Raw genomic sequence first — 25,125 nt, 5'->3', positions numbered from 1 at the left:
TGAATCGAAAGAGAAAAAATTACTGCGGACTTAAAAATTTCTGCAAAGCGATGCATATTTTTGTCTGAAATTAAATTCATTTATATCCTCTTTTAAGGGTTTGCAAAATAACAGTTGATCCCCTCTTTAAATATCTATGGAATACACCTGAATTAAATATTTGGGGAGTAGACATAAAATGTTAAAGCTTTTATAAAATTGAATATATTGAGGCGATAAAAAAATAAAATTAGACCAGTAACAATTCCACTGGGATAAACGACCAAATACACCTAATATGTCTGTTAAAGGATGGCTTCAAAGGGAGTTTTATGTAAACTCTTCTACCAGTTTTAAAGTAACCACTGTACACCATATAATATTTTGGACCATTTATTTCTTATTTAATTTTTTAAGGTGGGGAAGTTATTACGATAACTATGCACTTTCTTTAAAAGGAAATCTATTAGGTTTCCCAATTCATATCATTTTAAGTTATTTTACTATATATTTTTTACTCCCCAGATACATTTACAGCCGGAAATTCTTCAAATTTTCTATTCTACTGCTCGCGGCACTTTTTATAATGGTCTATATTAAATTTTATCTCACCTATTTTTTAATTAGCAATAATGTATGGCCAGAGGGTCCCGTAGAGACTTCCAGGCTCACTGCCAATTACATTATAACAATGATGTTGGGTGAGCTCTATGTTGTTTCTTTCGCAACTGCTATAAAACTTACTATTGACTGGATGCAGGAGAACAAACGCGTATCTACTTTGGAAAAGACTCATCTTGAAACTGAATTGAGATTTTTAAGATCTCAAATCTCTCCACACTTTTTCTTTAACACCTTAAATAATATATATTCTCTTACGTTAGAGAGATCTAATAAAGCTTCTGATACTATTTTAAAATTATCAGAACTTATGCGTTATTTACTCTATGACACCATTGAAAACAAACAATATCTTTCAAAGGAAATAATGTGCCTTCAAAATTATATGGATCTTGAGAAGATCCGCTATGGACAATCCCTGAAAATAAATATGGCAATAGGTGGGGATATAGAAGATAAGCTTATTGCACCTATGTTATTAATTCCGTTCCTCGAGAATGCGTTTAAACATGGAGCAAATAAAAATTTAGGAAAAGTATTTATAAACCTTGATCTTCAAGTGGAGAATAGTTTTTTATACTTTAAAATCACCAATACCTTACCACACGTACAGGACTCCTTAAACCTTTCTCAAGGCTCTGGAGGAATAGGTATAGCCAATGTGAAAAAAAGGCTTGAGTTAGGTTATAAAAAAGGAGAATATGAGCTTAAAAATTATGAAAAAGATCAAAGTTATATTGTTGAATTAAAGTTGAAGCTGGAATGACCTATAAATGTTTAATAATAGATGATGAACCACTTGCAATAAATGTGATAAAAAATTATTTAGCACAAGTTAAAGATCTCTCGGTACCCGCAACTTTTAGTAATGGCATAGACGCTTTAGATTATCTTAGAGAAACAAAAGTAGATTTGCTTTTTTTAGACATTAATTTACCTATTTTAAATGGGATTGGACTTCTTAAAAGTCTGGATAAAAAGCCATTGGTAATTATTACTACTGCACATGAAGATTATGCTGTACAAAGTTATGAGTTGGAAGTTCTAGATTATCTGGTAAAACCAATTTCATTTCCCCGCTTCTTAAGAGCAATTAACAAAGCACGAAATAAGTTGCAGGAGCAAAATAGAAATCCACCAATACCAGAAAAAGAATTTATCTTTATAAAAATAGACTCTAAAAAATTAAAAAAAATATATCTGGATGATATATTGTTGATCGAGAGCTTAAAAGATTACATCAAAATCGTAACCGCACCTAAAAATTACATCGTACATCAAACCCTGAGCAGTTTTACTAATAAAGTTTCTGATTCAAATTTTATTCGTATTCACAGATCTTATACCGTAGCAATAAATAAGATAGATATTATAGAAGGAAATAGCGTAGAAATTGCCGGGTATCGATATACTATTGGCAGAAGTTATTTAAATGAGGTGAAGGAACGAATTCTGAATCGTCTTAGTGACATTAATTAAGTCCTTATACTTGTTTTTTGATCTTTTTATAAAAATACAGAAACAGAAAGGAGTTAATATGGCTCCTTAATCCAGAAGGAATTAAATTTTAAAATTATAATATTTTTACTCATTGGTAAGTATTACAGAGACTTTTTTAGCCCCCTGTGCACCAGTTACTAATGTCTGTTCAATATCAGCTGTTTTAGAAGGACCTGCAATAAATAATCCATAACTGTAATCTTTTTCTTCTACCCGTTCATAAGCTTCATCCATGGTAGGTACCAGCTGATTTTTGGAGAGCAAAATGATCAACTCTTCAGGAAGAAATGCTAATATCCTAAAGGGAAGGACTTCATCATCCAACCACATTGCTGCATTCTCGGCAACCCCAAATCTTGCTTCACATAAAAAAACATCTGGAGTGTTGGCTTTGTTAAACAGATCTGTTTCGTTCAATAATATTGGATATTGTTCTTCATATCCTTTTATGGAAGATTGAATGTTCTTGTTATCTTCTATTGAATGAAGTACTTCTGAAACATTAGTCTTCGCAACCTCGATTACCTCTATACCTGCTAAAGTGGCCATTTGAGTGAACTGTTCGATCAGGAAATGATTTTCGCGATTATAGTTCATTTCAGGCAAATCGATCTTTAGTGATTGAGCTGCTCTTAAACTAACCAGAATCTTTTCCCTGCTCTTCATTTTTTATTCTTTTTATACCATTCCCGGAAACTCTCTTTAGGGAGATCTGAAAAAACCCTGCCTTTATTCCATGGATTAAAATCGGACTTTAATACTACGGAAGAAATTTTCATACGTGCACATTTTCCTGCCAGGCTGTATGCAGTTTTATTAGAAAGTAATTTTGTTCCAACTTTCATCCCCACTGTTTTTTTAAAGTCTCCTGAAGTTTCCAGAGTAAGCTTCTGTCTCCATTTATATAGCAATCCCGCCAGATCAATTTTGACGGGGCAAACATTATTACAGGATCCACACAAAGTTGAAGCAAACGGCAGGTCTTTGTTCTCCTCCTTACCATAAAACGGCGCTAAAACACTTCCTATTGGTCCCGGCACAGTATTATGATAAGAATGTCCTCCAGAACGACGGTACACGGGGCAGGTATTCATACAGGCTCCACACCTTATACACTGCAGGGCTTCTCGAAATTCCTCATCCTTATAAATTTCCGTTCTTTTGTTATTAACTATAATTATATATTCTCTCGTCTCTGCCCGGGGTCTTCTGTAGTGGGAGGTATAAATAGTAATTGGTTGTCCTACAGCCGACCTGGCTAATAATCTCGTGAAAACGGAAAGTTCTTTTAGTCCGGGAACTAATTTCTCTATTCCCATACAATGTATCACTACCTTTTTACTATGTACCCCCAGATCGGCATTTCCTTCATTTGTACATACTACCACACTTCCGTTTGAAGCTACTCCAAAGTTTACTCCGGTAATCGCAGCCTCTGCCCTTATAAAGTCTTTTCTTAAAGAAACACGCGCTGCCTCTGCCAGATAGGAAGGATTAAAATTTCCTTCTTCAGTATTTAAAAATTGATGAAAGGTATCACTCACCTGCTCCTTTCTCAAATGAACGGCAGGAACAACGATGTGACTTGGATGCTCTTTGCGTAATTGAACTATACGTTCACCAAGATCGGTATCCACAACTTCGAAACCGTTCTTCTCCAGGAATGGATTTAAGCCGCACTCTTCGGTGAGCATCGACTTACTTTTAACAACAGAGGAAACATTATTATCCCTTAAAATTTTAGCGACCAGCTCATTTACTTCTGCACCATCCCATGCCCACTCCACTATCATTCCGTTTTTTTTGGCCGCAGCCTCGAATTTCTCCAGGTAATCAGGGAGATACGATAGGGTATGTTTTTTTATCTGGGAGGCAGTTTCCCTTAATTTCTCCCATTCCGGCAACTTATCTTTAGCGATGTCTCGCTTTTCACGCAGGAACCACAGGGTATCGTTATGCCAATCAGCATCTTTGCGATGAGCCAGAAAATTTTCGCTTAACTGGGCATGTTTGGCTTTCATAGCTGGGAATTTAAAATTTCAGTGATATGTAATACTTTAATTCCTGCATTGTTCTTATTAAAAACACCTTCAAGATGCATTAAACAGGACATGTCTGTCGCAGTCAGGAATTCCAGCGCCTCCTCTTGAACATTTTTCATTTTGTCTTCTCCCATTCTCACCGAAATCGCATTTTCAAACACAGAAAAGCTTCCTCCAAACCCACAGCATTCATCGCACATGGAGGGTTTTACCAATTCAAGACAATGAACTTTATTCAACAAGTTTTCAATTTTAGAAAACCCTGATCCACCAAGTTCTGATGCTTTGGCTAATTCAAGACCTCTTAGTCCATGACAGGACTCATGTAAACCTACTCGATGCGGGAAATGGCTTCCCAGAGTCACATTTGGTTTTAGGTCATGTAAAAATTCTGTTATTTCCCGAATTTTATCCAGTTGGTCCCTACCTGTTTTTTCCTTTAATAAATGATGAGTTAAATGATAGGCACAGCTTGCAGAGGGTACCACTAAATAATCAATCTTTGGAAGAGCTTCAAGAAACGGGGTGGCATAATTATTTTTATCGGTATAATGTTGAAAACCGCTGTTGTCCATAGGTTGCCCGCAGCAGAGAATATCCTCAAGAAAGATCACTTCACACTCTGTCTTCTCAAGTAGTTCTAAACTTGCCTTTCCAACCTGCGGATATAATTGGTCTATGTAGCAGGGAACAAATAATCCAACTTTCATTTTATTCATTTAGAGAAAAAATTTTATCCATTAAAACCCACTTCTCCCCCGCTCCTGAAGTTGGTATTCGCTCCTGGTATTTCCACATTAGCTCTTCCCACTCCCGAACCCTGAAATTTTTATCATCCATCTCCGCCTTTTTTTCAAAAGAAAAATCAGTTGTGGTTTCAATTACCATAACCAGGCGGTTACCTACACTAAAAATTTCCATGTTTTGAATTCCACTCTGCCTTATACTTTTCAATACTTCCGGCCACACCTTTTTATGATGTTCTATATATTCCTTTTTTAGCTCATCATCATCCTTGAGATCACAGGCAAGAACATACTTCTTCATTTAAATCAATTTATACGTTTTTTATAGACATTTCTTCCGTAGAGCCCCACTACCAAAAAGCAAATAGCCGGGAGTATAAAGGAAAAATTTACTTCTGGCACCCCAAGAATGGTCGTATCCACGTATCCCGGACCACCAATATCCAGCAACAGCCCCTGTAGACTGGGCATTAATGCACCCCCAACAATAGCCATTACCAGGAACGCGGCTCCAAATTTGGCATCTTCTCCACGTCCTTCTAAAGCAATCCCGTAAATAGTAGGAAACATAATAGACATAAAAAAGGATATCGCCACCAGTGCATACAAGCCTGAAGGTCCTGTAATACAAATGGTCAAGATAGTGCAGATCATGGCACCTATTGCAAAAACCATTAATAATTTACCTGCATTAATGTACCTGAGAAGCGCTGTACCTATCCATCTTCCAATAAGAAATAGCACCAGGGCTGAAATAGCATAATTAACTGCTGTACTATTTGGTATTCCTATGGATTCAGCGTATTGATAAATATAGGTCCAACACATTATCTGAGCTCCCACATAAAAGGCCTGTGCTACAACACCACCATAAAATTTTGGATGCTTAAACAGTCTCTTTATAGATTTAATTATAGGAACATTTGATTCTTTATTCTCATTTTTAGGCATTTTTACCAAGAGGATCACCACGAAAAAAAGGACCACCACCAAACCAAGAAAAATATAGGGATCCCTGATCACCTCAAGATCTGAAGTGCGAATATTTTCTCTCGCCTCTTCTGGTAATGTACTATAAATAAGATTCCCCTCTTCATCCAGATCATCAGTCTTTAAAGCATTAAGAATGAAATTTTGTGCAACGATGAGACCTCCTAAAGCCCCCAGGGGGTTAAAAGCCTGAGCAAGATTTAATCTTTGGGTGGCAGTTTCTTCTGCTCCCATTGATAATATATAAGGATTTGCCGTTGTTTCAAGGAAAGCCAATCCAAAAGTTAAAATGTACAGAGCGGCAAGAAAATAATTGTATTCCTGAAAAGCAGCTGCAGGATAGAACAATAAAGCTCCACAGGCATACAACGCCAGTCCCAGTAATATTCCCTTTTTGTAAGAAAACCAGTTCACAAATATAGCTGCGGGAATGGCCATGGTAAAATAACCTCCATAAAATGCCAGCTGCACTAAAGAAGCCTGAAAGTTATTTAGTTCCAGAATTTTTTTAAAAGCTGAAACCATTGGATTGGTTATATCATTGGCAAATCCCCATAGAGCAAATAAAGAGGTGATAAGGAGAAAAGGAAGGAGGATTTTTCCTGAAACCATAAGTGCTGTTGTTCTGGCCATATAAAACTCTACGTTAAGGATCTATCCAGGTGAACATACCCACCATCTGGATTAAAAAATTGAGCAGTAGTATGAGAAGATCTTTCAGAAAGCAGGAAAACGGCAAGATCTGCTATCTCCTCGTCTTTGGTCATACGCTTACCCAACGGGATTTTTGAAATTATCTCTTGCAGTTTCATTTCGGAGTCTTCAAATGACTCCAGCCAACTTTTATAAAGCGGCGTCATAACTTCTGCAGGCATAATGGCATTTACACGAATCTTATAAGGCAAAAGTTCAGCAGCCCATTCGCGGGTAAGCGCCAGTTGAGCACCCTTTGCAGCAGCATATCCAGAAGTACCTCCCTGGCCTGTTAAAGCGACTTTGGAACTAATATTTAATATATTTCCCTGGGAAATTTTTAAATGTGGGAGACAATAATGCGCCATCTCGTAATAATGGTTTAGATTATTAAAAACCGAATTTGCAAAACTGGCTGGATTCCCTTTTTCAAGTCCTACACCGTCATTTATTCCCGCATTATTAACCAGGGCATAGATGTGTCCAAATCTCTGTACCACTTCCTCCACGACTCTTTTACTGGTGTCTATCTCATTTAGATCTCCCTGTACAAAAGCTCCCTGAAGGTTTTTCTCACGCAACTCCTCTTCAAGGCTTTCTCCTGACCCGGGATTTCTTCCAACAAACAAAGGCACCCCACCTTCACGGGCCACTGCCCGGGAGATAGCACCACCAATACCCTGTGTTCCACCTATTACCAAAATAACTTTATCTTTTAGTTTTAAATCCATGGTTCTTATTTCTGATTTAGCGTGATCACCCCTATCTCTCCAATTGAGATTGCTCCACTATTATCTGTGGTTCTTATTCCTTTTAGTTTTATATATCGGGCATTTACCTAGGTTTAAATGTTACGGTTTGCTCTATGGGATTGTTCTTTATGTTTCCAAATTCACCTGAAGCTGCTGTTTTCCATGTTTTATTGTTGGAACTCACCTGAAAATTGTATTCTGAGATGATTCCAAACGTCCATCTTCCTTGGGGGGGAGTATAAGTAAACCCCTGCAAACTGTATTCTTTTTTCAGGTCAATCACCACTTCCTGTGGCAGTCCTCCATCTCTTGCTGTAGACCACGAGCTATTTATATCTTCATCAATTATTTTAGATGCTTCTTCAGTTTTACCAGAGCTTACCTTTACAATCTCCCAATCTTTTTTTGCAATATCAAAATTTATAGTTTTTGATTCGCTATACTCCCCTGTTTCAGGATTAAAAGCCACGGCTTTAATTTTTAAGGGTTCTAACCGTGTAAAGGAATTAGTATATTTTTTTGACTTTTTCGTTGGCTCACTACCATCTAAAGTATAGAACAATTCTACATTTTCATCTGGAACCTGTAATGTGATTTCACCCGAAGTAGTTCTTTGAATCTCTGGAGCTACCAGTAAGACAGGAGCATTATAAACTTCAATATTAGAAATAAGTGCACCTGCTTTGGCATCCAGTACTTTAAATCTTATCGACGTCGCTTTTACAGGATCAAATCTTAAAATACGCTTATAGCCAATAGTTGTTTGCCTGTCGATTTCCTTCCAGGTTCCGTTTACCAAAGCCTCGATGCTGAATTCTTTTACCCTTTGTCCCAATGAGATATACTCCTGAGCCAAAAATCTATTAAAAGTCGTCTCCTCCCCAAAATCAAGTGTAAGAGTAGCCTCCACCTCAGCCTCTTTAGGCGCCCAGTATGTTTGCTTATCTCCGTCTATAGCTTTACCAGCAGTATATTTTAAAGCATTTCCTCTTTCTGAGCTTGCAGTTATAACAACATCTTTAGCTAGGTTTGTCTTAAAATCTTCATCAATTTTCTTCCGAAGCTTCATTAACTGCTCTACATCTTTTTCATGAACCAGCCCCCTATTATCGACAGGAAGGTTAAGCAGCAGGGAAGCATTTCTTCCTATTGAACGATAGTAAATATCCAGCAAGTGAGGTAAAGATTTCACCAAATGATCCTCCTGAGGATGGTAATACCAACCGGGACGTATGGATACGTCCGCCTCAGCGGGCACCCAGTGAGTACCGTCTTCATGTCCATACTGTAGCTCCTTATACTTTGGCCAACCGGGATATACTTCATCTCTCCTTATTATACTCCAGTTAGTTTTGCTAAGCAAAACCTTCTTCGTTACCTACCCATCTTACATCAGGGCCATTATCACTAAAGATCACGGCGTTGGGCTGATACTTTCTTACCATTTCCGTAACTTTATCCCATTGATAGTAGGTCCTGTTATCAATTTTACGCTCTTCATTAGCTCCACCATAATAACCTGTCCCGCCGTTCGCACCATCAAACCATACCTCGAATAACTCTCCATAATTGGTTAGCAGCTCTTCCAGTTGTTTGTGAAAAACCTCAACATATTCTTCCCATCCATATTCGGGATGGTTCCTGTCCCACGGAGAAAGGTACACTCCCAGTTTGAGCCCATACTCCTTACAAGCTTCTGCAAGCTCTTTTATTACATCACCCTCACCTTCCTTCCAGGGAGAATTTTTTACTGAATGTTCTGTCGTTTTAGTAGGCCAAAGCGCAAATCCATCGTGGTGTTTAGCCGTAAGAATTATTCCTTTCATACCTGCTTCCTTCGCTACGCGCGCCCATTGACGGGTATCCAGATTTGTAGGATTAAACTTTTCAGGAGATTCCCCTCCCTCTCCCCATTCCATATTGGTAAAGGTGTTCATGTTGAAATGAACAAAAGCATAGTATTCCATTTCATGCCAGTCTAACTGCCGCTGAGACGGCAGGGGACCAACAGGTTCGGGTTCCTGGGCACCTGCAAAAAATGTTGAAAGTAGGAACAGGCTGATAAAACTATATCGATATAGGGTTTTCATAAATAAAGTTTTTAGGTAATCTATTGATTAACTATTGGTTATAATGTTTTAAGGTCAGCACTAAGAATTACTTCCTTGCCGGAAAGCAGGTTTATTACAACTTCAGTTCCTGCGTAATGAATCTTTTGTTTTTTCCCTTCCTTGGCTCTTAAAACCAGTTCTTTTAATAAACCTTTTTCCCACCGGATATCTACTTCAATATCTCCTCTTGCCTTTAAACCTGCAATTTCTCCGTTTTCCCAGGATTCTGGAAGTGCAGGAAGGATCCTTATAAAGTCTTCGTGGGACTGAAGAAGCATTTCCGCTACTCCTGCAGTAAATCCAAAATTACCGTCTATCTGGAACGGGGGGTGCAGATCAAATAAATTTTTTGCCAGAGAGATCTGCATAAATTTATCTATGTTTTCTTTGGCCGATCGCCCGTCCAATAGGCGTGCATTAAAGTTGATCATCCAGGCACGACTCCACCCGGTTCCTGCCCCTCCATGCTGAAGACGGTAATCAATAGAATTTTTTGCAGCCTCAAAAGCTCCAGGTGTGGATTGGATAATATCATTTCCCGGATGCAGCCCGTAAAGATGAGAGAGATGTCTATGGCCTTTTTCCGGTTCCTCATAAGGTTCATTCCACTCAAGCAACCTTTCATCGGGACCCACCACAATCCCGGGAAAAAGGTTTTTTCGTTTTTCTTTTACTTCTTTGACAAAATCATCTTCTATTTCCAAAACCTCAGCTGCGGATAGGATATTGTCGAATACCTCTGCAATGATTTGATGCCCCATGGCGCTGCCATAAGAGACCGCTGCCCTTTTTCCTTCCTTATTAAGATAAGAGTTTTCCGGAGAAGTTTCAGGAAAAGAAACCCACTTTTGGGTCTTTTCATCCCATACCAACCAGTCAAGATAAAATTCAGCAAATGATTTTATAGCGGGGAAAGCCCTTTCTCTGAGAAAAGTCTTGTCTTTTGTAAAATTATAATGCTCCCAATAATGTTGTGCCAGCCAGCCTCCACCGTGTATCCAGCTTCCCCAGTAAGGTTGCTCGGCACGCATAAATGCGGGGGCCCAAAGATCTGTAGCCTGATGAGCTACAGCTCCTCTTTTTATACCATATTGTTCCCTTGCTGTTATACGACCCCGTTCTATGAGCTTATCTGTAAAATCGAAGAGGGGCATATGCAATTCGGTAAGGTTCGTCACTTCTGCGGGCCAATAATTCATTTGCAGGTTAACATTCAGGTGATAATCAGCATTCCAGGGTGCGGCAATATGTTCATTCCAGAGACCCTGTAGATTCGCAGGATTAGTTCCCGGGCGCGACGATGAAATTAGGAGGTAGCGACCAAACTGAAATAGATCTGCTACTAATCCCAGATCTTCCTTTCCGGTTGCCAAATTTTTGAGCCGAATATCTGTGGGCAAATTTACCTTTTGTGAATCCCCCAATTGAAGACTGACTCTATTGAAATACTTTTGATGATCCCGAACGTGTCTTTTAAAGATTTCAGAATATTTTATGTTGGAAAGACGGCGCAACTCTTTTTTGTTCTTATCTTCAAAATCCTTGTTATAAAAGGAGGTGTTCGCAACTACTTTTAGAGTTACTTTTTTTACACCCTGCAGAATTAGGCCACCATTTTGGGCTGTTACAGTACCACCCTCATTTTCGGCTTTTAGAACTGTCTCAAATTTAACACCATAGTCTAAAGGTGCTTAGTTGAGAATGTTTTCTTCCCCCATATTGGGTTACTTCACCTTTCATAGAAATTTCAGAAGAGGATGGATTACTAAGGGTAACTGTTGAGTGACCCTCATCTTTTGGCCGATCTAACCTGAGTTTAAGATCCATTCCTTTTTTTGAAGTAGTAGATAGTTCAATAATTACCACATCATCGGGCGCACTGGCCAGAACTTTTTGGTTATAATCTGCGTCTCCTGAAGTGTAATTTACTACCACTTCGGCAGTATTAAGATTGAGAGACCGCCTGTAATTTTCTATAGGACCGCGATCTTCAAATTGTATAAAAAGATCGCCCATAGTTTGATGGGAGCGTACAATTCCCTTATAAGAAAACCTTTCAACGATCTCGTTATCGGCCTGTTCAATATTTCCATTTTCAATCAATTGCCTCAGAAATTTTAAATCTTCAGGAGTTCCTTTGGAATTTCCCCAATCTGGTCCACCGGGCCACATGGAATCTTCATTAAGCTGAATTCTCTCATTTTCAGGATCACCAAATACCATCGCCCCCAACCTGCCGTTCCCTATTGGTAAAGCCTGCAACCACTCTTCTGCTTAAGTGCTTCATACCATAAAATGTGTTGAGGAAGAGTATCTGGCTGCACCTGAACTTGCTCCGCTTTAAAAGAGGAACAGGAAACCAACACCGCAGAAAACAAAACGGAGATCTTCTTAATCATATTTTATAAAATTTCAAAGCATTATTACCCATTACTTTTTCCAAAGCGGAACTACCACGCGTGGCAAAAAAACTTTCTATGATTTGCACTGTATCCCCATAAGTTCCTGCTGCAAGGCATACTTAGCCAATCTGATCCAAACATCAATCGATCTTCCCCGAAAACACTTAGCCACAGTATCTATAAAAGGCGTAAAATCATTGGAACTCCATTTATAATCTTCTGTCTCAGTAAGAAATCCTGACACTTTACAATAGACATTATCACAAGCTCCCAAATTGCTGATGTTCTTCTCCCATTTCCCGGAATGACCAAATGAAATTTGAGGTTTCGCCATATGATCCAGAACAAAGCGCTGGGAAGGAAATTCTTTTACAAACTCAACAATTTCTGGTAATTGTTGTTCCTGTACAAGCAAATCGTAAGTGAGATCAAATTTACTGAGGAGTGCAATTCCTCTTTTAAAATGTGGAGTGATAATCTCCCTTAAATCTTGACCCTGCAGCGAGTATCGTATTCCTTTAAATAATGGATTTTCTAAAAAATATTCTAACCGCTCTTCACAATTATCGGCAGCCAGGTCCACCCAGCCAACCACACCCTTTATAAAAGAGTTCTGACGTGCCAGGTCTAGTAAAAATTGTGTTTCTTCTTCTGAATTATTTGCCTCCACAGCAATACAGCCATCGAAATGGTGCTGAGAAAGAACAGGCTTAAGATCTTCAGGAAAAAAATTCCTGCGGATGGCCTTCATATTCTCATTTATCCAGCTTTCCCGTTGCGAATCATAGGCCCAGAAATGTTGATGGCTGTCAACTCTCATTTATTTTTTATAAGCTCTTGCTGTTTGTTTGGATGTTCCCAGTCCATCAATACCCAGTTCTACTAGATCTCCCGGTTTTAGGTAACGTTGTGGGTTAAGTCCCATCCCAACCCCAAAAGGGGTTCCTGTTGATATTATGTCGCCTGGTAAAAGGGTCATAAATTGACTTATATAGCTTACTAATTGGGGAATATTAAAAACAAAATCTGAAGTATTACTTTGCTGCTTAATCTCTCCATTTAATTTTAGCCATAAATCTAAATTATGTGGATCCTTTATTTCATCTTTAGTTGCCAAAAAAGGACCGAGGGGTGCGAAAGTGTCACAGCTTTTTCCCTTCACCCATTGCCCCGATCTCTCTATCTGGAATTCTCTTTCACTGTAGTCATTATGTAGAACATACCCTACAACATAATCCATAGCTTCTGCTTCATCTACATAGGAGGTTTTCTTACCAATCACTACACCCAACTCCACTTCCCAATCTGTTTTCTTACTTCCGCGGGGAATGATCAAATCGTCATTAGGCCCAACAATGGCACTGGTTGCTTTAAAAAAAAGAATAGGTTCTTTAGGGACATCCATCCCACTTTCAGCAGCATGTTTGGCATAATTTAGACCTACACAAACAATTTTTGAAGGACGTGCAATAGGAGAACCAAGCCTTACATTTTCCCCAATTTCCTCGCAATTTTCTTCATTTGAGCTGAGCCAGGTATTTAGTTTTGAAATTCCATCATTAGCAAAAAAATCTTCGGTATAATCTGACTCAAAGCCAGAAACGTCAAGACGCTTTCCATTTGCCAGTTGTACTCCAGGTTTTTCTTTTCCCGCCTCACCAAATCTTATTATTTTCATTTTTATAGAAATTAGTAATTTTCAATTTTAAATGTCCAGGCATCGTGGGAAGGTAATTCCCCATATTTTATCTCACCTGTGTTTATATATAGTTTTTCTTCCTTATACCACCATTTTAAATCTCTTTCCAATCCCAGCATTTGAACTGTGGCTCCGTCCCGGGGTTTTGGTATGTTTAACTCCAAAATTTCTTCCGGCCATTCAAAGCTTATGGCAAACACCGAATTAGTATTCCTGGTATACGCCATATGAGTTTTCAAAGAATTATATTCTCCTGAAATTCCGGCGTCATTTCGATTTTGATCTAAATAAAAAGCTGAAGGTGGAATAATATCCTTTTCTTTTCCCTTTGTGCTCCAGGACAACTTTACCATGGCATTTTGCTTCTTTTCCCTGTACTCCAGCACCAGGTAGTAAGGCTTATTTGCCGTAAGATTTATCTCTGCCCGGTTGGAATTACTGGTATTGGCATTCATAACCTCAGCCTCTTTGTCTGGGGCTGTATAATTGTTATTTATAATAGTTTTACCGTCCAGTTTAAGAACTGCTTCATCATCAGCTTCCAGTTCCAGAATGTACTTCCCGCTTTGGGGAGGAAACAGAAATCCTTCCCATTTCACAGAAAAATCATCCTCCCGAATTCCCTTCATTGGTGCATTACGTACCCAGTTAAAGTTTATATTGTTATCTATTCTTGATATTTGAACTTCTTTCTCTTCTTCAATTACAGAAAAAGATTTTGTACCATAAATTGCTTCTCCATTGATCTTAAGCCACTTCCCTAACTGTACAAGGCGTTCCTGCTGGATCAATGGGATCTGCCCGTCAGCTCCGGGACCTACGTTGAGGATCATTCCACCACCATTGGCAACCGCTTGCACAAATTTTTCAACCAATTCCTTTGAAGTGCCATAGGCTTCCAGATCTTCATTTCTATTAAGGCCGAAGGATCTCCCAATTCCCCTAACTTCTGCCCAGGGCCTGGTAGTTTCTTTTATTCCCGCACTATATTCAGGGGTGAGAAAACCTACATCCAGCCCACTTCCCCAGCGGTTGTTTACAATAGCCTCATCTCCCACCAGATTATAATACCAGTTTATTAATTCTGCTGAATGCCATTGCTCTGCAGTATTGAACCATTCCCCATCAGCAAAGATTAAGGAAGGTTTATAGGTGCTTACCAGTTCTTTAAATTGGGGGATCATATAGGTATCAACATATTCGCCTATACTATCATGGGGATCTGCATACCAGCGGTGCAAGGGATGATTCCATTCTGGCAAGGAGTAATACAGTCCCATTTTTAATCCTGCACCCCTTACAGATTCTGTAAGTTCTCCCACAATATCCCTTTTTGGACTTGTTGTCTGCACTATTCCAGTTCCTGTTGTATTTACTTGGCCATAAGGCATATCCATCGTGATGTTTGGACACCAATACTACATATTTTGCCCCCGCCATTTTAAAAAGATCAGCCCATTCTTCCGGATCAAAAAGTTCTGCTTTAAACTCATGGGCCAGGTCGTTATAGGTAAAATTTTCGCCATAGGTGTTCTTCAAAAAATTGGTGCGAAGACTGTCCTTCATTTGTAAGCCCCTCAGAAACCATTCAGAATAACTCTCCTTGCCGCCATAAGCAGGAACTGAATATAACCCCCAATGCACAAAAATCCCCAGTTTAGCATCCTGAAACCAGCCAGGGAATTCCCGGTTCTCAATCGCTTTTTTCGCCTCTTCGTGGGAAGTTTGACCGTAGGCTGTTGCTAAAAAAAGCGAACAAAATAAAGTAAGTATTATTTTCATTAACCGTTTAGTTTAATAAAACCTCCATCAATGGGAAAATTAGTTCCTGTAATAAATGATGCTTCATCAGAACATAGATACAATGCTAAATTGGCTATCTCCTCTGTAGTTCCCATTCTTCCAATGGGCTGGGTTTTGGAAAGCTTTTCGAACATTTCGGCCTCTTTGCCCGGATAATTTTTGGTAATAAAACCATCAACAAAAGGTGTGTGAACCCGGGCGGGAGAAATACTGTTGCAACGAATTCCAAAATTAAGATAATCTTTAGCTATAGAATAAGTCATCGTTAAAGCAGCTCCTTTAGACATTGAATATGCAAACCTATCTGCTATTCCCACGACCGATGCTATACTCGCCATATTGATAATACAACCTCCGCCATTTTTTTTCATATATGGAATTACAGCAAAAAGGCAATTATAGACCCCTTTAATATTTACCTGATAAAGGCGATCCATATCTTCTTCGGTGGTATTTTCAACATTTCCCACGTGAGCAACCCCTGCGTTATTTACAAGAATATTAATTGGTGTTGACTTAGCTATTTTCGATATTACCTGCCTTACCTCTTCCTGCTTTGATACGTCACAGGAATGAAACTCAGCTTTACCTTCATTCCCGCGAATTTCTGCCACCAATTTTTCTCCCTCCTCAATATTGTATTCCAAAACGTGAACAGTTGCACCCCGGGCTGCAAATTTTTCGGCTATTGCCTTTCCTATTCCGCTACCACCTCCAGTAATTACTGCTGTTTTCCCTTTGAGACTAAATAAAGACATTTGTGTAGTTACTTTAATTTTATTTCTAAAGTTGTTGCTATATCATTTCTTTCAGCTTTAGGTACCTTTATAAAAGTTCCATAGCTTGTCTTTTCTAATTTTGCTTTCCTTCCGGAATCATAAAAATTTACTGACGCTATTTCTGCATCAAATTTTTTAATAAAAACCAGTTCCTGGTCATCCAGTAGATGCAGATAGATTTTACCGTTTTTTTGAGTGGAAACCATTTGTTCATCTGCTAAGTATAGGTCCCTGTTTGCTGCCATAAATAAGGTCTCCATATTGATTTAGCCAGCTTCCAATACTCCTCAAGGTTTGTTTGTGGTTTTCCTGAATTTCCCCATTAGGCATTGGCCCCACGTTAAGGAGAAAATTCGCCCCATAACCTGCTGTTTGGATCAAATAGCGAATTAACTGCTTGTCTGATTTATGAGTATCGTCCTGTAAATTAAAACCCCATGAATTGTTGATAGTCTCGCAAGTTTCCTTAGGGAGTGCTCCCACACTTGCAGGATCATTTCTATATCCTTTTGTATTCTTTCCGGGAAGGTCTTTCTCAAACATTTGAAAATCTTCTCCATCTATTGGAGCTGAGTGATGATTATTCCCAATGAGGGCCTGGGGCTGTAAATCATGAATAAGTTTATAAATTTCGTCGTAGTTCCAGTTGGCTTCAGGTTTATCCCAATGGCCGTCAAACCAAATTCCACCTATTTCACCATAATTTGTAAGTAATTCTGTGAGTTGAGCTTTCATAAAAGTTATATACTCCTCCCAATTGCCTTTTGTGGATCTATCCCGGATTTCCTTACCCGTTTTCCCTTGCGGATAATAATCGGGATGCCGCCAATCCAACAGGGAGTAATAGAAAAACAATTTAATATCCTCCTTCCTGCAGGCTTCTGCCAGCTCTTTTAGAATATCCCTTCCAAATGGAGTATTATTTACTATGTTATAATCTGAAGCTCTGGTGTCGAACATAGAAAATCCATCGTGGTGTCGTGAGGTTATGGTAATATATTTCATCCCGGCATCCTTGGCCACTTTTACCCACTCTTCAGCATCAAATTTTGTGGGGTTAAAAAATTTAGGAAGCTTTTCATAATTTTCAATTGCTATATTCTGGTTGTTCATAACCCATTCCCCATCTCCAAGGTTACTGTAGACTCCCCAGTGGATAAACATCCCGAATTTAGCTTCCTCAAACCATTGCCTGGCTTCCAGGTTTTCTTTGTGAGGCACGTAATTACCCTGAGCTGTTCCAGCCTGGATACTCAAAATCATTACCAGTAATAGAAAAAGATTTTTCATTTTCTCTTTTTAAAGTGATACTCCCCGTTTCCACGGAATAAAATCGTCCTGACCAAGATTGTCTGCACAAGTCTTTTGTCTGCCACTTGCTACCTCTATAATAAGATCTAAAAGATCATTTGAGAGATCCTCTAAAGATTTCCTTTCCGAAATAAATTTTCCGGCATCAAAATCAATAATATCCTTCATTTTTTGGGGTAGTTTAGAATTGGAAGATATTTTTATAACAGGACAAACAGGATTTCCTGTAGGAGTTCCTAATCCTGTTGAAAAAAGTATAAGGTTTGCTCCAGATCCCGCCAAACCTGTGGTACTTTCTACATCATTCCCGGGGGTGCAAAGAAGATTCAAACCCGGTTTTGTAACATACTCTCCGTAATCCAGAACATCTGCAATGGGAGCTCGTCCTCCCTTAGTCGCAGCTCCTGCAGATTTTATGGCATCTGTTATAAGACCATCTTTAATGTTACCGGGGGATGGATTCATATCGAAACCAGATCCAACCTCCCTTGCCCGATTATTATAGGCTTCCATTAAGGAAATAAATTTTCCCGCTATGTCTTGATTAACACATCTATCGATCAAATCCTGCTCCACACCGCACAATTCAGGAAATTCAGATAAAATTGTAGACCCTCCAACAGCATTTATTTTATCAGACACTACACCAATTAAAGGATTTGCAGTTATTCCTGAAAGCCCGTCTGATCCTCCACACTCCAAGCCCACAACTAATTTACTTAAAGGTGCAGATTTCCTGCTGAAGGTATTAACCACTTTTAGTTCCTGGTAGGTTTTATCAAGAATTTCAGTAAGCATATGATTTTCTGAAGAGTACTGTTGTTGTTCGAAATATAAGACTTAACTTTATGATTATTTAGGAGATCCAGTGCTTCCTGAAGCATACTCATTTGAGCATGTTGACATCCCAAACTCAAAACAGTTGCCCCCGCCACATTAGGATTTTTAATGTATCCTGATAACAAATTTATTAGGGCCTGGGCATCGGCTCTAGTTCCTCCACAGCCGCCTTCATGGGTCAGAAATTTTATTCCGTCAATATTTTCAAATACCTTTTCTTCGTTTCTTTGAAAAAAATCATCCTTACCGGAATGTTCACCATTTATAAGCGTCCTAAGCTGTAATTTGAGCGAATTTTCTTTTTTATACCCCAACTCTGTTTCAAAAGCCTCCTTTAGCACTTGAATATTTCTATTTTGACAAAATACCAGGGGAATAAAAAGCCAATAGTTCGCCGTTCCTACCTGTCCATCTTTTCGATGGAAACCACTAAAGTATCGCTCTTCAAGAGCAGGAAAAGAATCCGGTTTGTAGTAGATTTCCTCTTTGAAATCATCATTAATTCTATAGTAAGCAGTGCGGTGTTTTACATTGCTGGTAGTTAGCACCCCACCCTTAGGAATAGGCCTCACTACTTCAGCAACAGGAACACCATACATAATTATAGTATCTCCTACATTGAAAGCCTCGAGTGCCAGTTTGTGTTTTGCAGAAATATCTTCCACAAGCCTTAAGGATATTCCGCGGAAGTTCAATTCCTCTCCCGCTCTTAAATCCTCTAAAGCAACAGCAACATTATCCCCGGATGATATTATTGTAATTTTGTCCAAAAATGGAATAGTTTAAGTACATCTATAATCCAAAAATAGGATATAATAGGGCAGCTACTTTGTACAATTTTATAATAATATTGAACAATATTTGCAGGTAAGGCAATAATATTATTATTCTTGCTAAATTACTTCAATATGAGGCTCCATTACTTACATAAAAATTTAAGTACTAATGTTCAGTTTTCTGTACATACCGAAAAAGAATTTCTGAGATTATGGCATTATCATCCCGAACTGGAACTAATCTACATAGTGAAAGGTGAAGGCACCTTATACGCAGGCGATTTTATTGGGAATTATACTGAAGATGATATCTTCATTTTAGGAAAGAACGTTCCTCACATGTTCTCCAGTAAAAGCTTTGCAGAAACACAAATAATATCTAAAGCCTGTGTTTTCCATATAAACTACTCTTTTCTAAGCAGTGGTTTTAGCACTTTGCCAGAGTTTCATTTTTTACAACACATCCTTAAGATTAGTGAAAGAGGAGTCATGTTCAGGGAGAAGCGGAATAAGGAAATTCTTGGGTACCTTGAAAACCTGGACCACAATACACCTTCAGAAAATGCCCTGATGGTTTTTCAACTACTTTTACATCTCTCTAATTATAAAACTTTCAAAAGCCTTGGCAGTCTTAACTGGCTTGACTACTTTCAAATTTCAGACTTGCGAATTACTGATGTCATTGAGCACATTATTCTTCACTTTAGAGAGGAAATACCTCTTGAAAAGGCAGCGGAAATATCGGGTATGAACAAATCAGCTTTTTGTCGCTACTTCAGGAAAAATACTTGCAAGACATTCATTAGTTATTTAAACGAAGTACGTATTAACTACGCCTGTAAACTTCTTACCGAAAACATTCCTTCAGGATCGATTTCAGAAGCTTGTTACAAATCCGGGTTCAACAGCCTATCCTATTTTAATCGGACCTTTAAAAAAGTAATGGGTGTATGTCCTACCCAATATCAATCTAAAATTAATCTCCCTTCTAATTCCAGATCATAACCTCCTATTTCCCGAAAAAATACTATAGTCAACTGCGTTTGATTTTTAGAAATAATGGATTGAAGAGATGTTAAACAGGGAAATTATAAAAGGAATGCTGGGAATTTAAATAAACTAGCTAATTCTCTGACAGGTAAAACTTTGATTAAACATTTAAGTAAAAAAATAAAACAGCCACATATACAATAGCTAACTATTACTCCTAAGTTTCATTATTTGAAATTTACAGGGATGTGTCGGGGAGATATAACAATATAATCAAAACGGAATACTACCCTTCTTTAGTTACATTCTTTACAGGAATAGAGTTCAGTTTTAGTCAAAAAATTACGGCCTAACTTTAATTGCGGCTCATATTCTATTCAAATGCGACAGTATTAAATCATAAACATCTACAGGTTCGATAGTTGAAGATTTATTGACAGTGTTATTTTGAGTTATAAACAATGGCCAGTTTTCAGTTTGCTTACTTAAGCGTCCGTGAGACCCCTTCACCAGTGTGGCATCCAGGGGAATAACATCCATTAAATATCTAAACCCAAGTTTTTTCTTTAGGAGCGTCCATCCAATTTTTCCTTTCAGGAATTTAATTTCCGGATCGGCAATGGTTTCTACAGGGTCATAACCCGGTTTACGATGTATGTCTACCGTTCGGGCATAATCGGGTGCTTTTTTGTCGTCCAGCCAAAAGTAATAGGTGAACCAGGAATCTTCATTCGCCATTACTACCAAATCTCCCGCCCTGTCATGATTAAGGTGATGTTCTTTTTTCCTTCCTCATCCAGAACGAGTTCTATTCCCGGAGTATTTTCTAAAAGCTTCTTTACGGCAGGAATATCCCGGTAGTCTCTTACATAAACATGGGCCAATTGATGATCGGCCACTGCAAAAGCTTTACTAGCCCAGGTGTCCAAGGTTTCCCTTCCAAGCTCATCTTTTACAGCTATATAATCATTATTCCTGAGAATCCTGTTAATATGTACTGGATTGGAAACATCGGTTATTCCGTATTCTGATACAATCACTACCTCTGCTCCCTGTTTTTCGTAATAGGTAATTAGATCTTCACATACTTTATCGATCTCCTGCAGGTCCCTGCCAATCTTATTGAAATCTATACCTACTCTTTGCAGATTATAATCGAGGTGCGGCAGGTAAATAAGGGTGAGAGTTGGATCGTGCCATTTATCCACAAGCATAGAAGCATCAGCTATCCAACGGGTGGAGCTAATGTTGGCATTAGGTCCCCAGAATGAAAAGAGAGGAAACTGCCCCAGCTCATTTTGCAGCTTTTCTCTAAGATCCATGGGCTGGCTATGAACATCGGGTAGTTTAAGTCCTGTGGCGGGATAAAGTGGTCGGGGTGTAACTGCGTAGTCTACTGTAGAATTCATATTGAACCACCAGAACATATTGGCGCAGGTAAAATTTGGATCTTGCTTCTTCAACTCCTCCCAAATCTTCGGAGCCTGAACCAGCTTATTTGACTGCCTCCAAAATTTTATTTCATACTCATCTTTAAAGCACCAGCCGTTACCAACTACTCCGTGCTCTTCCGGCCATTTACGGTGAAATAAGTAGCCTGGGAGGAACAGGTTACAGTAAGCAATAGCGGTTTCACATTTAATAAAGATCCTTTTTGGGACCATTCCCTGAGGAAAGGTGTATGCTCCCCTATAAGCCGGGGAGAAAGGGCTACCACGTTTAAAACAACGGTTTTCTTCATTTTAAAAATTTTTCTGTACCCATTTTAATTCCCTTACAATTGAATCTACAATTTCCAGTTGAATATCATTGGGTAAAACTTCCCAGGTATAAGTCTCCACCTCCAGGTGACGGGTCGTTTTCTCGTTTTTTAGATGGTTAAGCACGTCTAAAATATCTTCCTGGGTAGATTGCAGTTGCCCGTAACGGGAAAGAAAAACAGGGACGTGAAAGTGCGTGCGCCATTGTGTGGCATCAGTTTTATTAACATTTTCAAGTGCCTGAGGCAGGTCGGGATAATGAGTGAGAAATCCTTTCACATCCTTTTCTACCACCTGGTGTAAATATGTAGACTCCACAAAAGGTGCAAAGGCATCTTTCAGCCAGGTCCGGTTTTCTATATCTTTATGCAGATCAGCTTTTAGGGCAGCACTTATCTGGACCTTTCCAATTTTTATTCCTTCAGCTTCCAGCAATGAAAAGACTTGTGCAGGTTTTTCATAAACAATAGCAAAATGACACACGTCGTAACAAAGGCGGATGTGATTTTTAAGACATGCTTCTGCTTGCTCCGCAGATAGATCCAGGTGTTCCTTTAAGTAAACCGTTCCCATAGGAATTAGCCAGTTTCTATACCATTCAATTACTCCCTGGGTATTTTCCAGGAGTCCGTCTGGCTCTGGTTCAATATCCAAATGTAATGTCTTACCTTCATTCTCCTGAAAATGATAAAGCCGCTCTGCCACCTTCACCATATGGAGCGTTGCATTTTCAAATACTTCCTGTTTATTAGTACTCGCAGCCTCCCAGTATTTGTAAGATAGTGGAGATGTTGAAATGCCGCCCTCCATTCCCTCAGGAAGAATACTATTAAGTATATCAAATAGTCTAAGAGTATAATCCAGTCGTTCGGTCGTGGTCCAGTCAGGATAATGCACCTGATCTTTTACAGCTTGATGATGGAAACCTCCAAAAGGAAATCCGTTCATAGTAAAGACATAGCAGTCATTTTCGATTAACCAGTGTTTAAAATTCGAAAGATTTTTTTCCTTTTTTAGTGATATACTGGCATCATTGGATAATCGCAAACCTATCCCAAATGCAGCATCGGGTGAAACTTCGGTCTTTACTTTGGGAATATAATTCTTTAAATTTTCAAAAGTCTCCTCCCAGCTCTCTCCCGGGTGGATATTGGTACAATAGGTAAGATGATATCCGTTTTTATACATTTTAAGAATATTTATTCAGGCAAGGTCGTTAGGCAAACTTAAAACCTTCTTCCTGAAACTCCTGAAGTTTGTCTGCTGAATTAGAAATTACTGTGGAGTCCATTTGATGAACCTCCACTCCCTTTCCTATTTCATCAAGCAGCATAATAGTTAATTGCCCTCCCAGATGTTCCCTGAATTCCTCCAGGCCTTTCAGAAGGTTTTCTCCGGATAATTCCGGAATATGAACAGCAAAATTTAATTTCTGAAACAAATTAATGATCCTGTGTAAATCCTCTTCAGAAATCATTCCTTTGAGATAAGAATAAGTTGAATCCAAACATATACCTATAGCAACAGCTTCCCGTGGCGCAGGTTATAATTTGTTAATTGTTCTAACTTATGTGCCGCCCAATGACCAAAATCAAGGGGTCGTGAAGAACCAGATTCAAAAGGATCTCCACCTGCAATATGGTCAAGATGCATTTGTGCACAGCGATAGATTAATTCCTCCATTGGCGGCATCTCCCTGCTAGCCAGTTTTTCAACGTTGGCTTCTATCCATTCAAAGAAAGAAGCATCTTTTATAAGAGCCACTTTAACAGCTTCAGAAATACCCGCACACCAATCCCTCGGGTCTAAAGTTTTTAAAAAAGTACTGTCATTTATTACTGAAAAAGGAGGAGCAAATGTTCCGAGGAAATTTTTTTTATTATAGGCATTTACGCTATTCTTTACTCCTATTCCCGAATCATTCTGAGCCAGAACAGTGGTTGGGATACGTATATGTCTAATCCCCCTGTGGGCAATAGCCGTTGCAAAACCTACCATATCAAGAACTGCACCTCCACCAATGGCCACAATAAAAGAATGCCTGTCTATACCGTAGGTATTACTGGCCTCCAGAATTTGCTCAACGTAAATTTTCTCATTCTTGACACCTTCACCTCCCGGTATAACCAGCGGGTCTGCGCACAGCACAAAAACACCTAAGTGTTAGCCTCAGCATAATTTTTAATATTGTTGATTAGGGAAGGGTGGGTATTTACTACCCCATCATCAATAACAAAGAAAACCTTTGCTACCCTTGAAGTTTTAACCACCTGTGCAAAAATGGGGTTGCTTATATTGAATATATCTTCTGTAAAGTGAACAGCGTATGTAAATGGAACAGAAAATGTCTGCTGAATAGATTTCATTTAATTAATTTATTATAGTATATCCTCCGGATCTTCTCAGGTAACAGAAAATTTTTTTGCAATAACCAGGGAAATTGGCAACAATAATAATACCAGCAGCCCATATATCCAGCTAAGCAAATACTGTAGCCAGTGAAGCATCAAACACAATAAGCGCCAGAACACCTGCCTTAACAGCTTTCCCTATTAATTGAGGCTCCTGTTCTTTCAATGCTTTAATAAGTGGCCGGAAGATTAGAAATGAGAAAAGAAGCACAAATGGCACCGCCTGCCACCAGGGTATGATAGATGTAAAAGCAAGAATAATTATTGCCACAATTATAATGGTGTACATAAAAAATCCTGCAATGATCGCTTTTCTATTTCCTCCATGAACTTCTCCCCTACTTATCATAGTAATTGCTGCAATATAGATTACTGAGTAGCAAAGCGATCCACCAAAGATCCTGAAGAGCAGCTGGAATGACACTCATCCCTAACAACAAATTTGTCCCCCTGCACAGTCCCATATTCACAGGTCCAAATAAGGTTTGATGTTTCCCCCAAGAATTATACATAACAGCTAGTACGGCTACCACAACGGCAATTAAACCGCTGAGAGAAGATACCTGAAAGGCTGATATGATGCCCACAATAAATAATATTGCCCCCAGGACACTGGCGCTTAGCACCGAGGCTTTTCCGCTGGGAATAGGTCTTTCCGGTCTTTCTATTTTGTCAAGTTCAGCATCAAAAACATCATTAAAAACAATTCCTCCACCATATAATCCTATAGTGGCCAAAATTAACCACAGTAAAGAATTCAATAAAAAAACGGATTCCCCTCCCCTGAATTAAAAAGTTCCACCGCAGCACCAGATACTGCATAGCCCGCTAAAATATCTGCAATTGCTGTTAGAATATTTGCAGGACGCATCAACCGTAAGTGAGCGAGGAAGGAGTTCATTTATAGGTTCTAAGGTAAT

At 38.9% G+C, this 25,125-nt stretch carries 26 protein-coding genes and 2 pseudogenes; 3 read left to right on the top strand and 25 right to left on the bottom strand.

Features of this window, described 5'->3' with window-relative positions; translation table 11 throughout:
- Positions 1–277 precede the first annotated feature (277 nt).
- A complete protein-coding gene (locus tag LZ575_RS18435) occupies positions 278–1,366 on the top strand; it encodes a sensor histidine kinase (protein ID WP_235326365.1) in 1,089 nt (362 codons plus the stop codon).
- Positions 1,363–2,079: a LytTR family DNA-binding domain-containing protein gene (locus LZ575_RS18430; RefSeq protein WP_235326363.1), complete on the top strand. Its 717-nt coding sequence runs from the start codon at positions 1,363–1,365 to the stop codon at positions 2,077–2,079. Before LZ575_RS18435 ends, LZ575_RS18430 begins: the two co-directional genes overlap by 4 nt.
- A gap of 105 nt (positions 2,080–2,184) precedes the next feature.
- Here LZ575_RS18430 and LZ575_RS18425 read toward each other — a convergent pair whose 3' ends face one another.
- The 17 genes and pseudogenes from LZ575_RS18425 to LZ575_RS18345 form a co-directional block, all read right to left on the bottom strand.
- Positions 2,185–2,766: an LUD domain-containing protein gene (locus LZ575_RS18425; protein WP_235326361.1), complete on the bottom strand. Its 582-nt coding sequence runs from the start codon at positions 2,764–2,766 to the stop codon at positions 2,185–2,187.
- Positions 2,763–4,121, bottom strand: coding sequence for a lactate utilization protein B (locus tag LZ575_RS18420; RefSeq protein WP_235326359.1), 1,359 nt, complete (start codon positions 4,119–4,121; stop codon positions 2,763–2,765). Before LZ575_RS18420 ends, LZ575_RS18425 begins: the two co-directional genes overlap by 4 nt.
- The gene (locus LZ575_RS18415) at positions 4,118–4,852 is read right to left on the bottom strand and encodes a (Fe-S)-binding protein (RefSeq protein WP_235326357.1); all 735 of its coding nucleotides are present in this window, start codon (positions 4,850–4,852) and stop codon (positions 4,118–4,120) included. The genes LZ575_RS18420 and LZ575_RS18415 overlap by 4 nt, the downstream gene beginning before the upstream one ends.
- A gap of 1 nt (position 4,853) precedes the next feature.
- Positions 4,854–5,189 carry an L-rhamnose mutarotase gene (locus LZ575_RS18410; protein WP_235326355.1) on the bottom strand — a complete coding sequence of 112 codons (336 nt, stop codon included), beginning with the start codon at positions 5,187–5,189 and terminating at the stop codon, positions 4,854–4,856.
- A gap of 5 nt (positions 5,190–5,194) precedes the next feature.
- Positions 5,195–6,511 carry an L-fucose:H+ symporter permease gene (gene fucP / locus LZ575_RS18405; protein ID WP_235326353.1) on the bottom strand — a complete coding sequence of 439 codons (1,317 nt, stop codon included), beginning with the start codon at positions 6,509–6,511 and terminating at the stop codon, positions 5,195–5,197.
- Between the two features lie 8 nt (positions 6,512–6,519).
- The gene (locus tag LZ575_RS18400; RefSeq protein WP_235326351.1) at positions 6,520–7,302 is read right to left on the bottom strand and encodes an SDR family oxidoreductase; all 783 of its coding nucleotides are present in this window, start codon (positions 7,300–7,302) and stop codon (positions 6,520–6,522) included.
- A gap of 5 nt (positions 7,303–7,307) precedes the next feature.
- A pseudogene (locus LZ575_RS18395) lies at positions 7,308–9,290 on the bottom strand (discoidin domain-containing protein).
- 161 nt (positions 9,291–9,451) lie between these two features.
- Positions 9,452–10,948, bottom strand: a complete 1,497-nt coding sequence (locus LZ575_RS18390; protein ID WP_409187175.1) for a glycosyl hydrolase family 95 catalytic domain-containing protein — start codon at positions 10,946–10,948, stop codon at positions 9,452–9,454.
- 154 nt (positions 10,949–11,102) lie between these two features.
- A complete protein-coding gene (locus LZ575_RS18385) occupies positions 11,103–11,696 on the bottom strand; it encodes a glycoside hydrolase N-terminal domain-containing protein (RefSeq protein WP_235326347.1) in 594 nt (197 codons plus the stop codon).
- Between the two features lie 213 nt (positions 11,697–11,909).
- Positions 11,910–12,656, bottom strand: a complete 747-nt coding sequence (locus tag LZ575_RS18380) for an amidohydrolase (protein ID WP_235326345.1) — start codon at positions 12,654–12,656, stop codon at positions 11,910–11,912.
- Positions 12,657–13,514, bottom strand: a complete 858-nt coding sequence (locus LZ575_RS18375; RefSeq protein WP_235326343.1) for a fumarylacetoacetate hydrolase family protein — start codon at positions 13,512–13,514, stop codon at positions 12,657–12,659. It abuts the gene before it with no gap.
- A gap of 11 nt (positions 13,515–13,525) precedes the next feature.
- On the bottom strand, positions 13,526–14,857 hold the full coding sequence (locus LZ575_RS22895; protein WP_255702690.1) for an alpha-L-fucosidase: 1,332 nt from the start codon (positions 14,855–14,857) through the stop codon (positions 13,526–13,528).
- Positions 14,748–15,317, bottom strand: coding sequence for an alpha-L-fucosidase (locus tag LZ575_RS22890; RefSeq protein ID WP_255702689.1), 570 nt, complete (start codon positions 15,315–15,317; stop codon positions 14,748–14,750). Before LZ575_RS22890 ends, LZ575_RS22895 begins: the two co-directional genes overlap by 110 nt.
- A complete protein-coding gene (locus tag LZ575_RS18360; RefSeq protein WP_235326341.1) occupies positions 15,317–16,096 on the bottom strand; it encodes an SDR family NAD(P)-dependent oxidoreductase in 780 nt (259 codons plus the stop codon). Before LZ575_RS18360 ends, LZ575_RS22890 begins: the two co-directional genes overlap by 1 nt.
- Positions 16,097–16,104: 8 nt before the next feature.
- Positions 16,105–16,362, bottom strand: coding sequence for a hypothetical protein (locus LZ575_RS18355; RefSeq protein WP_235326339.1), 258 nt, complete (start codon positions 16,360–16,362; stop codon positions 16,105–16,107).
- Positions 16,328–17,407 carry an alpha-L-fucosidase gene (locus tag LZ575_RS18350; RefSeq protein ID WP_235326337.1) on the bottom strand — a complete coding sequence of 360 codons (1,080 nt, stop codon included), beginning with the start codon at positions 17,405–17,407 and terminating at the stop codon, positions 16,328–16,330. Before LZ575_RS18350 ends, LZ575_RS18355 begins: the two co-directional genes overlap by 35 nt.
- 9 nt (positions 17,408–17,416) lie before the next feature.
- A pseudogene (locus tag LZ575_RS18345) lies at positions 17,417–19,038 on the bottom strand (UxaA family hydrolase).
- Between the two features lie 138 nt (positions 19,039–19,176).
- Between LZ575_RS18345 and LZ575_RS18340 the strand changes: the two are divergent.
- On the top strand, positions 19,177–20,049 hold the full coding sequence (locus LZ575_RS18340) for an AraC family transcriptional regulator (protein WP_235326335.1): 873 nt from the start codon (positions 19,177–19,179) through the stop codon (positions 20,047–20,049).
- Positions 20,050–20,400: 351 nt separating this feature from the next.
- On the opposite strand, the gene LZ575_RS18335 is transcribed toward LZ575_RS18340, so the two are convergent.
- From LZ575_RS18335 to LZ575_RS18300, 8 genes are all read right to left on the bottom strand, one after another.
- Entirely contained in the window at positions 20,401–20,772 is a 372-nt protein-coding gene (locus tag LZ575_RS18335; protein ID WP_235326333.1) for a hypothetical protein, read from the bottom strand.
- Between the two features lie 2 nt (positions 20,773–20,774).
- Positions 20,775–21,698, bottom strand: a complete 924-nt coding sequence (locus tag LZ575_RS18330; protein ID WP_235326330.1) for an alkaline phosphatase family protein — start codon at positions 21,696–21,698, stop codon at positions 20,775–20,777.
- Between the two features lie 78 nt (positions 21,699–21,776).
- Positions 21,777–22,982, bottom strand: a complete 1,206-nt coding sequence (eboE, locus tag LZ575_RS18325; protein ID WP_235326328.1) for a metabolite traffic protein EboE — start codon at positions 22,980–22,982, stop codon at positions 21,777–21,779.
- 28 nt (positions 22,983–23,010) lie between these two features.
- Entirely contained in the window at positions 23,011–23,301 is a 291-nt protein-coding gene (locus LZ575_RS18320; RefSeq protein ID WP_235326326.1) for a hypothetical protein, read from the bottom strand.
- An 8-nt stretch (positions 23,302–23,309) separates the two neighbouring features.
- Positions 23,310–23,942: a 3-dehydroquinate synthase gene (locus LZ575_RS18315; protein ID WP_235326324.1), complete on the bottom strand. Its 633-nt coding sequence runs from the start codon at positions 23,940–23,942 to the stop codon at positions 23,310–23,312.
- Positions 23,943–23,950: 8 nt separating this feature from the next.
- Positions 23,951–24,160 (bottom strand): hypothetical protein, encoded by a 210-nt coding sequence (locus LZ575_RS18310; RefSeq protein WP_235326322.1) that lies wholly within the window; start codon positions 24,158–24,160, stop codon positions 23,951–23,953.
- Positions 24,161–24,272: 112 nt separating this feature from the next.
- A complete protein-coding gene (locus LZ575_RS18305; RefSeq protein WP_235326320.1) occupies positions 24,273–24,554 on the bottom strand; it encodes a hypothetical protein in 282 nt (93 codons plus the stop codon).
- Entirely contained in the window at positions 24,544–24,966 is a 423-nt protein-coding gene (locus LZ575_RS18300; protein ID WP_235326318.1) for a UbiA family prenyltransferase, read from the bottom strand. Before LZ575_RS18300 ends, LZ575_RS18305 begins: the two co-directional genes overlap by 11 nt.
- Positions 24,967–25,125: the final 159 nt, after the last annotated feature.

Source organism: Antarcticibacterium sp. 1MA-6-2, assembly GCF_021535135.1.
Classification (GTDB): domain Bacteria; phylum Bacteroidota; class Bacteroidia; order Flavobacteriales; family Flavobacteriaceae; genus Gillisia.
Note: the sequence above shows the minus strand (reverse complement) of the source record. Positions and strands in the feature narration are given on the sequence as shown.

Bases quoted from the DNA above. Each gene is read 5' to 3' on its own strand.
- LZ575_RS18435 (WP_235326365.1), top strand. From the start codon at position 278: ATGTCTGTTAAAGGATGGCTTCAAAGGGAGTTTTATGTAAACTCTTCT.
- LZ575_RS18430 (WP_235326363.1), top strand. From the start codon at position 1,363: ATGACCTATAAATGTTTAATAATAGATGATGAACCACTTGCAATAAAT.
- LZ575_RS18425 (WP_235326361.1), bottom strand. From the start codon at position 2,766: ATGAAGAGCAGGGAAAAGATTCTGGTTAGTTTAAGAGCAGCTCAATCA.
- LZ575_RS18420 (WP_235326359.1), bottom strand. From the start codon at position 4,121: ATGAAAGCCAAACATGCCCAGTTAAGCGAAAATTTTCTGGCTCATCGC.
- LZ575_RS18415 (WP_235326357.1), bottom strand. From the start codon at position 4,852: ATGAAAGTTGGATTATTTGTTCCCTGCTACATAGACCAATTATATCCG.
- LZ575_RS18410 (WP_235326355.1), bottom strand. From the start codon at position 5,189: ATGAAGAAGTATGTTCTTGCCTGTGATCTCAAGGATGATGATGAGCTA.
- fucP (WP_235326353.1), bottom strand. From the start codon at position 6,511: ATGGCCAGAACAACAGCACTTATGGTTTCAGGAAAAATCCTCCTTCCT.
- LZ575_RS18400 (WP_235326351.1), bottom strand. From the start codon at position 7,302: ATGGATTTAAAACTAAAAGATAAAGTTATTTTGGTAATAGGTGGAACA.
- LZ575_RS18380 (WP_235326345.1), bottom strand. From the start codon at position 12,656: ATGAGAGTTGACAGCCATCAACATTTCTGGGCCTATGATTCGCAACGG.
- LZ575_RS18375 (WP_235326343.1), bottom strand. From the start codon at position 13,514: ATGAAAATAATAAGATTTGGTGAGGCGGGAAAAGAAAAACCTGGAGTA.
- LZ575_RS22890 (WP_255702689.1), bottom strand. From the start codon at position 15,317: ATGAAAATAATACTTACTTTATTTTGTTCGCTTTTTTTAGCAACAGCC.
- LZ575_RS18360 (WP_235326341.1), bottom strand. From the start codon at position 16,096: ATGTCTTTATTTAGTCTCAAAGGGAAAACAGCAGTAATTACTGGAGGT.
- LZ575_RS18355 (WP_235326339.1), bottom strand. From the start codon at position 16,362: ATGGCAGCAAACAGGGACCTATACTTAGCAGATGAACAAATGGTTTCC.
- LZ575_RS18350 (WP_235326337.1), bottom strand. From the start codon at position 17,407: ATGAAAAATCTTTTTCTATTACTGGTAATGATTTTGAGTATCCAGGCT.
- LZ575_RS18340 (WP_235326335.1), top strand. From the start codon at position 19,177: ATGAGGCTCCATTACTTACATAAAAATTTAAGTACTAATGTTCAGTTT.
- LZ575_RS18335 (WP_235326333.1), bottom strand. From the start codon at position 20,772: ATGGCGAATGAAGATTCCTGGTTCACCTATTACTTTTGGCTGGACGAC.
- LZ575_RS18330 (WP_235326330.1), bottom strand. From the start codon at position 21,698: ATGGTCCCAAAAAGGATCTTTATTAAATGTGAAACCGCTATTGCTTAC.
- eboE (WP_235326328.1), bottom strand. From the start codon at position 22,982: ATGTATAAAAACGGATATCATCTTACCTATTGTACCAATATCCACCCG.
- LZ575_RS18310 (WP_235326322.1), bottom strand. From the start codon at position 24,160: ATGAAATCTATTCAGCAGACATTTTCTGTTCCATTTACATACGCTGTT.
- LZ575_RS18305 (WP_235326320.1), bottom strand. From the start codon at position 24,554: ATGATAAGTAGGGGAGAAGTTCATGGAGGAAATAGAAAAGCGATCATT.